Raw genomic sequence first — 12803 nt, forward strand, 5'->3', positions numbered from 1 at the left:
TAGCAAACCGTCTTTTGTCCCACTCTTGCTTGTTTGATCATCATGTTAGGCAGTTTAACAATAAAATTTAGTTTCGATGCATTTCTCTCGGGGTGGTCGTATGATGACGACAATCAAAGCCACGAGGGGGAGTTAGCGATGATGAAAATGCAACGAAGTTTAGTTGGATTGATTAGTATGGCCGTTTTATTAGGTGGCGTTGTGGGTGCGTCAGCTAGTGCTAAAGTCACGTATGTTCGGGTGAAGCCAGAACTGACTAGGTTAGCTGTTTACCCGAAGGTGCCTAAGACGGCCCATCAAGTAAAACTGGGGCATAAGCGGCAGTTGTCCGCCTATCAAGTTTACCAGGTGGTGCAACGGCGGCACGGATCAGGTGGTGAGTATGTTCAATTAAAAGGGCATGGGTGGCTGAAGCAAAATAAGACAGCCAAATTAACCCATGTGAAGTCAAATGGGACACTGGCGATTATTAAGCAGCAGGCGGCTAGGGGCACGTTAACTGCGAAGACAACCGTTAAGAAGTTAACGGTTAGTGTTAATGGGCCACAAGCGACTCAAAAGGTAATGCAGCATAAGACGTTAACCGCGGCTAAAGCTAAGGCAGCGCATTTAAAGGTTACACAAGCGGCTCAGACCGATTTTGGTCAGTATTATTATGCACAAGGTAAAAGTGGTATTCATGGCTGGATCAAAGCCACAACGGTGAATCTAAGTATCACATTACCGGCCGATGCTGATACGGTGATTACGACACCTAAGCCCGTAGCGGTTGCCGCTGCGCCAACAGTTGGTATTACCGCGCCAATTAGTGTGGTGACACCAACTACACCAGTAACGACGCCAACTAAACCCGCTAATCAGACTAGCAGTTCAAGTCAATCTAATCAGAGTAGTGTCGCCACAAGTACGACTAGTAGTTCAACAACCAGTTCGAAAACGCCAGTTGTGACTAAGCCAGCCACCGCAATTACTAGTGGGCCGTTGACTGAAGCACAAGCGATGGCGAAAATTAATGCGTTAATCACGCAAAACCATATTATGGGAACACTGTTGGTAACAAATGATGGGCCAGCTGGGGTTAAGGTAATGAACTATGGTGATGCGAATGTCACTAAAAAGATCCCAAATAGTACCAATCAACCTTATCCATTAGCATCGTTAGAAAAAGCGTTAACTGGGGCAGTGGTTCAGCACTTAATTAATGAGGGTAAATTGACGATGACCACATCATTAAGCCAATATTACCCACAAGTGCCATTTGCAAAAGATATCACGATTCGGGAATTATTAGATCATACTTCCGGGATTAGAATGGGTGAACCAATCCCAACGCCACCGTTAACCAATGAGTCGGACCAAGTGGCGTTTACGATTAGTCATTTAACATCTACAGATCAACATATTTGGAACTATTCGAACGCTAACTTCACGCTATTAGCTGGGATTATTGGTAAAGTAACTGGTAAAAGTTACATGAGTAATTTACAAAGCGATGTCTTAACACCATTGGGAATGCAGCATACTTTCTTATATAATCAGATTCCAAGTAATTTGACGAATCCATTATCGTATACAGACAATAACGGGCAGTCACAGCCTAATAATATTTCGACTGACTTGTTATCTAGCGAGTTGGGGTGTGGCAATGTTTATGCCAGCGTTGGGGATTACTATACATTTATTAATAGTCTATTTACGGGTAAATTAGATGGGCAAGCTGGTTTCCAACAGCTATCAGATGGCCAACAGATCAAGTATTCTGGTGGGGTTTATTATCGAGCTGGTAATACTGTACGGATTGGTGGCGCTGATAATGGGTTCCGTAGCTATTACTTTGGAACGAACAATGGCAAGGTTGCCGTAGTTTTGTTTGCAAATCAGGGTAATTGGAAAGGGGCAGATACGGTAGCCGAACAGATTCAAGATATTGTAAGCCAAAGTGAGAAATTTTAAATAAGTATGAGTGGTCCAGTTGGAGATATTTCTGTAACTGGACTTTTTTGTGGTTGCGTCTGCTAATAGAGTGTTACTTTGATATAATCAACGTAAAGATATTAGTGAGGGTGAATCTAAAAATGAAAAAAATAAAAGTAATGACAATTTTTGGAACACGTCCAGAAGCAATAAAAATGGCACCAATCGTGTTGCAATTACAGAAACAATCCGATAAATTTATTCCAGTAACGGTGGTTACGGCTCAACATCGAGAAATGCTGGATCAAGTTTTAGATATTTTTAAGATTAAACCAGACTATGATTTGAATATTATGAAACCAAATCAAACATTGGCGGGGATTACAAGTCGGGTATTAATGAAGCTAGATGAAATTATGGCAGAAGTTAAACCAGACATTGTTTTGGTACATGGGGATACAACGACGACTTTTGCGGCCAGCATTAGTGCATTTTATCATCAAATTCCAGTGGGTCACGTTGAAGCCGGCTTGCGGACTTGGAACAAATACTCACCATATCCAGAAGAAATGAATCGACAATTAACTGATGTGTTGGCCGATATGTATTTTGCACCAACAGAATTAAGTAAAGCTAATCTATTAAAAGAAAACCATGATGAAGCTAACATTACGGTTACTGGGAATACAGCGATTGATGCCTTAAAACAAACGATTAGTGCGGATTATCATCATGATGCGTTAGATTTAGTTGAACCAGGGCATCGGATGATCCTGTTAACGATGCATCGACGTGAAAATCAAGGTGCACCGATGGAGTCAGTGTTTGCGGCTATTAAACGAGTTGTATTAAGTCACCCCGACGTAGAAGTTGTTTATCCAGTACATTTGAGCCCAGCAGTTCAAACGGTGGCTAAGCGGATTTTAGGTGATACTGAACGGATTCATTTAATTGATCCTTTGGATGTTGTTGATTTTCATAATATGTCAGCCAGAAGTTATTTCATTATGACTGATTCTGGTGGTGTGCAGGAAGAAGCACCATCGTTGAATAAACCAGTGCTAGTCTTGAGAGATACTACTGAACGGCCAGAGGGTGTTACAGCTGGGACGCTTAAGTTAGTCGGTACTAATGGTGAAAAGGTTCAAAAAGCGATGGAAGCATTATTGGATAATCAAACTGAATATAATGAAATGGCTAAAGCTGAAAATCCTTACGGGGACGGTTATGCAGCTGGATATATTTTAGATGCGATTTTAAAAAAACTCAATTAATGATGGAACTAGCTGTGAAAAGGTAGTATCATAATAGTTGACATGTGTACAATACAATTGCTGTTAAGCCTATACAGTGAAAAAGGTAGTGTGGTTTTAAATCACACTACCTTTTTATTTTTGCTCTTTAACAATGTATTGTGGTCGATGCTTACTTTCAAGATAAATCTTACCAATATAGTTTCCGATAATTCCTAAACAAAATAGCTGAATACCACCGACAAGTAAAATAATGCAGACTAATGATGCCCAACCACCAACACTATTACCCCAGATTAACTTACGGATAATAATAAAAACGATGCCAATGACAGACATAAAAGCAAAGAAACTTCCAATAAAAGTAGCAACTTTCAAAGGCACTTCAGAAAAATCGACAATTGCTTCTACTGAATAGTTCAGTAGTTGCCAGAAGGACCAGTGTGATTTGCCAGCTGAACGTGGAGTGTTTTCAAAGGTAATGTATTTAGTATTAAAGCCAACCCAACTAAAAATACCTTTTGAGAAACGATTATATTCAGGTAATTCTAAAATGGCGTCAACCATCTGCCGAGTCATCAACCGATAATCCCGGGCATTGGGGACAATTTGAATTTTAGAGATCTTATTAATAACTGAGTAAAAGGCTCTTGAAAAGAAGGATCGAATCGCCGGTTCGCCATGGCGACTTGCTCGTAATGTTCCCACACAGTCATATTGGCTATCTGACAAGATTTGAAACATTTCGGGTAATAGTGCAGGGGGGTCTTGCAAATCAACGTCCATGACTGCGACATAGTCTCCATCCGCAACTTGCAGTCCAGCAGCCAGTCCAGCTTCTTTACCAAAATTACGGGAAAAGGACAAATAATGAACGGTTTCAGGATCAGTAGCTTGTAGTTGTTGTAATTTAGTTAATGTTTGATCGGTTGAGCCATCGTCAATGAAACGATACTCGTGAGTCACGTCTTGAAAGATGTCAGCGTGGTCACGAAAAACTTTTTCGACGGCTTGATAGAAAATATCAATGGTTAATTCCTCATTGTAACAGGGAACGATGAGGCTGATTTTAGGCATGCATTACACCTCCGATTCTATTAGTAGTTTTGTTTAATAGCTTACCATAAACGTATTTCAGATGTTTCAAAAGGCAATCCAATGTATAATTGACATTACTAAGTTAAGAGCGGAGCAGAATTATGTTGAAATTAAAAGAACGTTATCCGAGGACGATGCAATGGTTTAGCATCTTAATTCGGCGATACAATCAAGCTAATGTCAGTAATAATGCCATTGTGATGGCGTATTATGCGTTGATGTCGATTGCACCCATTATTTTGATTGTGGGAAATATCGTCGCACGTTTTAACTTAAAAACAAGTGTAATCTTATCTTATGCCCAAGAGTTCATGCCAAGTAACATTTATCAAACGTTTAAACCAATCTTAGTTTCTTTCTTATCCGGTGGGGGTAATGGAAGTTTGTCAATTGGGATTGTGGTCTCAATTTGGTCGGCATCACAGATTATTGCGGCGATTCGGCGGAGCTTGAATGAAGCGTATGGAGTTAAGAATGCTCAAGGAGCGATTGTCACGCGACTGATGGCATTTTTGTTAACTTTGGGCCTATTAGTCCTGATTGTGATGCTAGCCATCTTCTTCACGCTTAGCCAGATTATTATGGATACCATTTTAGACTTAACTAACACCTCACGATCTATTATTCCAGCTTGGTGGACCAAATTATTAGAAAATAAAAACTTGATCACATTTGTGGGGATGTTTGTATTAGCAATTCTACTTTATTATTTTGTACCGAATGCGGCCGTGAAGTTGCGCTACATTTGGGTCGGAGCGGTAGTGACGGCAGTTGGTTGGATTGTCATTTCACAAGGGTTCCGAATCTATATTGAATTATTTGCGCGTCGGGTGACAACTTATCAAACAATCGGGAGTTTGATTGTGTTGATGTTCTGGTTAAATTTTTCGGGGATGTTGTTAATGTTTGGCGGGGTTGTGAATGCGACGCTACAAGAATGGTTTGAGCATGAGATCAAACCGAAGTCGCCACGAGTAATTCGACGAATTCGACGACATTGGAAAGCACGGACGAAAAAAGACTAACTCAAGTGGCAAGTGCCAATTGGGTTAGTCTTTTTAGTTTAGAGTCGACTATTGTAGATTAAGAAGCTGATGTAACAAACATCACCATCTGGTAAATCATAGCCGGTGTTTTGGTTAGAGCCATCGTTTTCGTGTAAAACGGTGAATTCGCCATCGCCGTAGTCTTGTTTGTTCAAGTAATTGGCTAACTTTTCGTCACATTCGGCCAAAGTCTTACCTGTGACCATGCGCCGATTCCAGCCACGGTGAATTGCGGTACCTTCAAGGTTAATCATGAAAGTTTCCCCCTTACTTACAATTTTACTAACTAATTAAGTATACCGTAACTTGCGTTCAATGCTAGACCTTCACTGAAAATCGGTGGATTAATAAATAAGCGTATTAAATGTTGGACATTTTGTGTATAATGGTGTTCGTGTGAAAAAATGATCGTTACTTTCAGAAAAGATATTTAACGTGACTGGATTCAAAAAATTAATCGGCGCAAATGGCGTCAATGGAGGAGAATTATTGTGATTCATCAGCTTCTGGCAGAATTTATGGGAACCGCTTTGATGATTATATTTGGTGTGGGTGTGCACTGTAGTGAAGTTTTGAAAGGAACTAAATACCGGAATTCAGGTCATATCTTCGCGATTACAACTTGGGGTTTTGGGATTACGATTTCTTTATTTATTTTTGGTAATGTATGCATTAACCCGGCCATGGTCTTGGCGCAATGCTTACTAGGTAATATTTCTTGGGCAATGTTTATTCCTTATTCAATTGCCGAGGTTTTAGGTGGGGTTGTCGGTGCTGTGATCGTTTGGATCATGTACGCTGATCACTTTGCAGCTTCAGCTGATGAAATCTCTCCAATTACGATTCGGAACTTATTCTCAACCGCACCAGCCGTACGGAACTTACCACGGAACTTCTTCGTCGAATTCTTCGATACATTTATTTTTATTTCTGGTATTTTAGCTATTTCTCAAGTGAAGACGCCGGGGATCGTTCCGATTGGTGTTGGTCTGTTAGTTTGGGCGATTGGGATGGGTCTTGGTGGTCCTACTGGTTTCGCCATGAACCTTGCTCGAGATATGGGTCCTCGGATTGCGCATGCAATCTTACCTATTAAGAACAAAGCTGATAGCGATTGGCAATACGGGATCATCGTTCCTGGGATTGCACCATTTATTGGCGCGGCCTGTGCGGCTTTGTTTATGCATAGTTTTTTTGGTGTTTAATTTTTTTGCAAAAAAGAAGTGGATTGTTGTAAGATGATAAGCATATGTATGACCGTATAATTATTTTTGACAGTTAATCTTAGGAGGTTAAAATGAAGTCTAAAATTGTAATAAATGAAAATTTGTTAATACGTATATTGAAAAAATACTTATTAACCGCACTTTTAATTGGTGTGTTAGTTAGTGGTATCGGTGTTTATGCAAGTATGCGTCTACAGGCTAAAAGTTATACTTCTTCTGGTGAAATGGTTCAAAATGATAATAATTATAATTTGATTTCTTCGTATCAACAATTTGTCACTTCAAAGAAGTTCTTGAAAATTATGGATGGCGAAATTGCTAAGAGTCATTGGAAAAATAAAACAACAAAAAAAGATTACGATTTGACAATAACCAAGGCTGCATCAAATAGTTCTAGTTCACCGTTTTTTACGCTGAATGTTTCAAGTGATGATGCTGAATATTCAACATATTTAGCAGAGATTGGTATGAAGATGTTGGTTGCTAATATTGGTGAATATTTATCTGGTGCCAATATTTCAATTCTTTCCAACGCATCTGTAGGAAAGTTGAATACTTCGCATAAAAAAACATTTATGCTTGCAGTAATAGAATTTGTTATTGCTTTTTTAATAGCTAGTTTGTGGATGATTTACAAAGAACTGTATTTAGGAAAAGTGAAGGACGAGGAATTTATTGCAGATGTTTTCCACTTGAATAATCTAGGTGTAATAGAAATGCCGGAAAAAAAATGAAAAATACAAAGTGGGAGATTTTCTAAATGAATGCTATAAAAGAAGCAATTCGACGGATCAATATTGGCTTAGAAGGCGAATCCGTTACTAAAGTCATCACTTTTGCAACACCAAACAACGTAATGGCACAATGCACTGTAATTGCGAATCTTGCAATTATGTACGGACAGGCAAAAGAGAAGACTATAATTGTAGATACTGATTTCGGTCATAATTCGTTTTCAGAGGCGTTTAAATTAAATACTCAACAAGGGTTAGCTGACTTCCTGAATAATGAAAATATGAAAAATCAATCAGTTATTCATGAAGTACCAGGACAGAATGTCTCAATTATTACGCCCGGTAGTATTGAAGAAGGTGAAGCCGAGTTTTTAATAGGTGATCCGAAATTTAAGCATCTTATTATGGATTTATCGAAGCAATATGATCATGTTTTTATTAATTCGGCTCAATTTACGACTAAAAGTCAAAATAGCAATTTATTTGGAGTTTCCGATGGGACTATTATTGTGAGCGAGTTGAATAAGACGGCAAAGAAAGATATCTTTAGAATGATTAAATTTTTCAAAAATGAACAAATTGAAATTTTGGGATATGTTAATGCTAAGAGGTAATGATGAGAAGCGAAAAGATTAAGCATTATGTGAGTGTTTTAATACTAGTAGTTATGATTGCTGCAGTAGCTTTCTTGATTTTGAATTTGAGATCAAGTGATGATACACATTCAAAAGAAGTTGGTAAAAGCGATGTGTCTAAAAAGTCGTCATTAGATGATGCACTTACTCGCCAGACCACTATAGGTGTTAATAATTTAAAAAAAGATACCAGTCGAAAAAAGTTAAGCGATAATATTCAAGCGTTAACTAAAAAAAAGTTCATCGGAGCTTTTGTGGCGACGTCTGGAGAAAAAATAGCGTTTGCTGGACAATATGGATATGCAAATGCAACGTTGAAAAATACATTTAAGTTAAATAGTGTTTTTTTTGTTGGCGAGTATCAAAACTTTTTAAATACGGCGGCTATTTTTAAGCTTATTGAAAAGGGAAAGATTAATTCGAACGCCTCTTTAAAAAAATATATCGGAGTATCTAGTAATTTAAGCGTCAAAAGTTTTCTTGTGAATGGATCAGATTTATATTTGAAAAGACAAAATATAAATAGGGTTACGGCGAATGCTTCAACAAGGTATAATCTTAAGTATCTTCATAAGTATTCAACGAAACCAACCGGGTATGTTTCTGCAGATAGCCTTATAAAAGCTGTTCTTATATCTAAAATCATGAACATGTCTTACCAACGAGCACTAAAGGCTTTGGTAATAACGCCACTTGGATTGGCGAATACACGCGTATATACAAATACTGCAACTTATGTGAATGATGTAAAAAGTTACAAGTATTCAACTGATAATGGGACTGTTCTGCAAGATACTATTTTACCAATGGACAAAACTTATTTTGCTACAAATCAGTTGCAAATGTCGGTTTCAGATGTACTGATTTCTTCCAGCAAAATTATAAATAACTACTATTTTGCAAAAAAATATAATGTGAATTTCGAAAAAAGTATTAATAATATTAACGGTAATTACAAAATGACGACAAATGATTTTAGTTTTTATAGTAATGTAATGGGGCAAATGTTTAGTCTTAAAGCTGCAAGGAATGGTTCCAAAATGTTGTTAACCGTGACAAATTATCCTAATAGAGAGATCAATATTCAAAGCGAATCGACTAAATTGTTTGATATTTTGAAAGACGATTAAGAATATCGGATAATTTCATTCAAACACTGAAGCTTGATCCTTATTTTATTATAGAAACGTTGACAAATCTTAGGATAATGTTAAATTTTAGTTTTATGGGGATGTGATTGATCACCGGTAATAGATGTTATCGTGGGCTACTCACATTCTAAATGGTACTCTGGAAAATTTGACGTCGTCTTAGGTGTGGAAACTTAAGTAGTATGGCTTAGAATCATTCCTGCAATTTAGCACTAGTTGCTCTTAAATGGAAGAATAACCGGTTTGTAGGGACTATTGAAATACCAAAAAGCAGTGAAAGTATAAGCTATTTTAAAAGGAGTGTTACATAGTGAAAGCTTTGGTAACTGGTGGTGCTGGCTTTATCGGGTCACACTTAGTAGATCGCCTGGTAAATCAGGGGATAGAGGTAGTAGTTGTTGATGATTTATCAATGGGAAATATTAAGAATATTAAAAATCGGAATTTAGTTACTATTTATGTTGAAGATGTATGTAATGAACAATTTATGCAACGGTTGTTAAAACAAGAAAAGTTTGATTATATTTATTTTCTAGCAGCGGTGGCAAGTGTAGCTGATTCAATCGATCGTCCGAGCGAAACACATGAAATTAATCATAATGCAGTGTTACAAACGTTGGAATTTATTCGTGTTTCTAAATTAAAAATCAAACAATTTCTATTTACATCTTCCGCAGCAGTGTACGGTAATTTACCTGATCTTCCTAAAAAAGAAACTTCGTGTGTTGATCCTATATCACCATATGCTATTGATAAGTATGCTACTGAGCGCTACGTTTTAGCGTATGATGCTTTGTATAATATACCGACGGTTTGTGTGCGCTTCTTTAATGTGTATGGTCCGGGTCAAAATCCAACATCACCATATTCAGGTGTGTTATCTATTTTAACGGATTGCTTAAAAAATAATAAGTTGTTCACTCTATTTGGTGATGGATTGCAAACAAGGGATTTTATTTACGTTGAAGATGTTATTCAAGCACTTTGGTTGATTACTGAAAGTGATGCGCATCGGCAAGTCTTTAATGTTGCAAATGGTCGTGAAATAACTCTCAATGATATTATTCAAACATATGAAAAGATTGCCGGACATAAGTTATCGATATGTAAAGAAACAGGTCGAGATGGTGAGGTAAAACGTTCATTGGCCAACATTGATAAACTAACTAGTTTAGGGTACTCGGCAAAGTGGTCATTAAAAAAGGGTTTGAGTGAATATTGGAAGGGAGTTTAACATGCGACAAGTCGAAGTCATTAAGCAACCTGTTAAAGTTGGTGAAAAATTGACAGTTCAATCTAATTATAAGTTTATCAACAAAATAGGAACTCCAGTATCTGGACGTGGCTTGATTGTTAAAAGGGTTTTTGATTTGTGTGTTGGACTGGTCGGAATTGTGTTGAGTAGTCCGTTAATTATTATTTTTGCAATAGCAGTTAAAATTACGTCTGCAGGACCAGCTTTTTATAGACAAGAACGAGTTGGTCTAATGGGTAAAAATTTTAAATTAATCAAATTACGTTCTATGTATCAGGATGCGGAAGCAAGAACTGGAGCAGTTTGGGCTCGTAAAAATGATGCTAGAATCACGCCTGTTGGGCGTTTTATGCGTAAGACGCGTATTGATGAATTGCCACAATTCTTGAATGTCTTGAAGGGGGATATGAGCCTCGTAGGTCCACGTCCGGAGCGGCCAATTTTGACTGAACAGTTTAGTCAAGAATTTGTAGATTTCCCTCAACGTTTGCGGATTATTCCTGGAATAACGGGCTATGCTCAAATTAACGGTGGGTATGATATTACACCGGAAGAAAAATGTAAATTAGATAATTATTATATTGAACATTATTCACTTTGGTTTGACATCAAATTACTCATCGGTACTGTGAAAATTGTTTTTACAGGGGAAGGTGCACGGTGAAATTTGCGAATGTTTCAGTATTAATGTCTGTATACAATCTTGAAAGCCCTAAAAATTTTCGTGAAGCACTGAATAGTATGATTAATCAAACATATATTCCACGACAATTTGTCATTGTTAGAGATGGTGAATTGGGACGGGATCTAGACAAAGTTTTAAATGATTTTTTTGAGGAGTTTAAGGATTTTGTTAATATAACTATCGTTAAGCTCAATCAGCAGGTTAGTTTAGGCAATGCTTTGAATGCGGGACTACTTGTTTGTGAGTACCCTTTAATTGCACGTATGGATAGTGATGATCATGCAATTTCAAATCGGATTGAACTACAAACTCTTTTTTTTCAACAAGAAAAAAAGGTTAAAGTGTTGGGTGCGCAAATTCAAGAATTTACAGATACTTGGGAGCACCCCAATGGAAGTAGGAATGTTCCAATACATTCGGATCAAATTAAAAGGTTTTCAAAAACAAGAAATCCATTAAATCATATGACAGTTATGTTTAGAAGAGATTTTATAAAAAAAGAAATGCATGGGTATCGTGATATTGTGGGATTTGAGGATTACGATTTATGGCTCAGAGTGTTAAAGCGTCAAAGTGATGGGGTGGCTAATTTACCACAAATATTGGTGGCTGCCAGAACGAGTAGTCTGCAAAAGAGACGTGGCGGAGTAAAGTATGTTAGACAAAATGCAATAGCAAGATGGTCCTTTTATCGAGATAAACTTATCTCTTTTCGCCATTTTATTATTACTCTGAGTGTAGGTACCATTGTGGGGCTTTCTTCAAGTCGTTTCCGAATGTTCCTGTATAAGAAAGTTTTGCGCAAAAATCAACTTTATTAGATAAGTATAATATTTTGAGAAAGAGTTTAAAATGAAACTTTTGAGATCTTTAAAAAAAAATAAAATCATTCAAATGATTTTATCTTATGTCCGTATCATCTATTTTTTCCCTTATTTATATTATGTATCAAAGGAAAAGTTCGAGGTTAGTTCCCCATTAGAAACGGTAAAAAAAATAAGTAGTAAAAAAAATTCTGTAACCAGGTTTGGAGACGGAGAATTTAATATCATTTTTAGGAGCAAGGGTACTGGATTTCAAGCATACAATGAGCAATTAAGTAATGATTTAAAAAAAGTGTTAAAAGAAGATAACGATCGTTTTGTACAGGTTGCTATACCGCATGGATATAATAGTACTAAAATAGACCGATTTCGAGTAAAAACATTTTGGTGGTCTTATGTTGTGAGAAAACATAGGGATATTCAGCAATTTCAAAGTTGGACTGCTCATAAAAAGTATCTAGATGCTAGCTTTACTCGTGTAATAACTGAACTAGATGATAGAAAAGAAATCCACTTAGTTATCGATGGTATAAAAAAAATTTGGCAGAATAAGAATGTTTTGATTGTAGAAGGAAGTGGAACACGCTTTGGAAGTGGCAATGATTTATTGAAAAATGCACGTTCAGTTTCAAGAATTATTGCACCTGCGGCCAATGCCTATGATAGGATTGAGGAAATAAGAGCTAGTATTGATGAATTTATTTCACTTCAAGATGACTTGGAAAATGTAGTTATCTTAATTGCACTAGGCCCAACAGCAACGGTTTTAGCGAATGATTATAGTGTTAAAGTTCAGTCCATTGATATTGGTCATTTTGATTTGCAGTATGAATATTTACAAAAGGGATCATATGACAGAGTTGAAATTAAAGATCGTTATGATAATGAAATGTCAGGCGGAGCTGGATATAGCTCTAATACAGATTCGAAATATAAAAACGAAATTTTCAGTGTGATTAATTATTAACGGAGAAAAGTTCAC

At 37.0% G+C, this 12803-nt stretch carries 13 protein-coding genes; 11 read left to right on the forward strand and 2 right to left on the reverse strand.

Going from position 1 to position 12803, the window contains the following annotated elements; translation table 11 throughout:
• The first annotated feature begins 141 nt into the window (after positions 1-141).
• Positions 142-1953: a serine hydrolase domain-containing protein gene (locus tag FFM84_RS10570; protein WP_170179871.1), complete on the forward strand. Its 1812-nt coding sequence runs from the start codon at positions 142-144 to the stop codon at positions 1951-1953.
• Between the two features lie 122 nt (positions 1954-2075).
• Entirely contained in the window at positions 2076-3188 is a 1113-nt protein-coding gene (wecB, locus tag FFM84_RS10575; RefSeq protein WP_130845222.1) for a non-hydrolyzing UDP-N-acetylglucosamine 2-epimerase, read from the forward strand.
• A gap of 114 nt (positions 3189-3302) precedes the next feature.
• Here wecB and FFM84_RS10580 read toward each other — a convergent pair whose 3' ends face one another.
• Complete coding sequence (locus FFM84_RS10580) at positions 3303-4244, reverse strand: glycosyltransferase family 2 protein (RefSeq protein WP_130845223.1); 942 nt, start codon at positions 4242-4244, stop codon at positions 3303-3305.
• A gap of 122 nt (positions 4245-4366) precedes the next feature.
• Here FFM84_RS10580 and FFM84_RS10585 point away from each other — a divergent pair, with 122 nt between their 5' ends.
• Positions 4367-5290, forward strand: coding sequence for a YihY/virulence factor BrkB family protein (locus FFM84_RS10585; protein WP_225425296.1), 924 nt, complete (start codon positions 4367-4369; stop codon positions 5288-5290).
• 38 nt (positions 5291-5328) lie between these two features.
• On the opposite strand, the gene FFM84_RS10590 is transcribed toward FFM84_RS10585, so the two are convergent.
• On the reverse strand, positions 5329-5565 hold the full coding sequence (locus FFM84_RS10590) for a hypothetical protein (protein WP_130845224.1): 237 nt from the start codon (positions 5563-5565) through the stop codon (positions 5329-5331).
• A gap of 234 nt (positions 5566-5799) precedes the next feature.
• On the opposite strand from FFM84_RS10590, the gene larD reads away from it, so the two are divergent.
• From larD to FFM84_RS10630, 8 genes are all read left to right on the forward strand, one after another.
• A complete protein-coding gene (gene larD, locus FFM84_RS10595; RefSeq protein WP_263854472.1) occupies positions 5800-6516 on the forward strand; it encodes a D/L-lactic acid transporter LarD in 717 nt (238 codons plus the stop codon).
• 92 nt (positions 6517-6608) lie between these two features.
• On the forward strand, positions 6609-7271 hold the full coding sequence (locus FFM84_RS10600; protein ID WP_130845226.1) for a hypothetical protein: 663 nt from the start codon (positions 6609-6611) through the stop codon (positions 7269-7271).
• A 26-nt stretch (positions 7272-7297) separates the two neighbouring features.
• Positions 7298-7885, forward strand: coding sequence for a tyrosine-protein kinase family protein (locus tag FFM84_RS10605; RefSeq protein ID WP_130845227.1), 588 nt, complete (start codon positions 7298-7300; stop codon positions 7883-7885).
• Between the two features lie 2 nt (positions 7886-7887).
• Positions 7888-9036, forward strand: coding sequence for a serine hydrolase domain-containing protein (locus FFM84_RS10610; RefSeq protein ID WP_165450309.1), 1149 nt, complete (start codon positions 7888-7890; stop codon positions 9034-9036).
• A gap of 331 nt (positions 9037-9367) precedes the next feature.
• Positions 9368-10291: an NAD-dependent epimerase/dehydratase family protein gene (locus FFM84_RS10615; protein WP_130845229.1), complete on the forward strand. Its 924-nt coding sequence runs from the start codon at positions 9368-9370 to the stop codon at positions 10289-10291.
• 1 nt (position 10292) lies between these two features.
• Positions 10293-10976, forward strand: a complete 684-nt coding sequence (locus FFM84_RS10620) for a sugar transferase (RefSeq protein WP_130845230.1) — start codon at positions 10293-10295, stop codon at positions 10974-10976.
• A complete protein-coding gene (locus FFM84_RS10625) occupies positions 10973-11818 on the forward strand; it encodes a glycosyltransferase (protein WP_130845231.1) in 846 nt (281 codons plus the stop codon). The genes FFM84_RS10620 and FFM84_RS10625 overlap by 4 nt, the downstream gene beginning before the upstream one ends.
• 31 nt (positions 11819-11849) lie before the next feature.
• Entirely contained in the window at positions 11850-12788 is a 939-nt protein-coding gene (locus FFM84_RS10630; protein ID WP_130845232.1) for a GT-D fold domain-containing glycosyltransferase, read from the forward strand.
• The last annotated feature ends 15 nt before the right edge of the window (positions 12789-12803 follow it).

The organism is Lactiplantibacillus mudanjiangensis (assembly GCF_005405385.1).
In the GTDB taxonomy this organism is placed as follows: Bacteria; Bacillota; Bacilli; order Lactobacillales; family Lactobacillaceae; genus Lactiplantibacillus; species Lactiplantibacillus mudanjiangensis.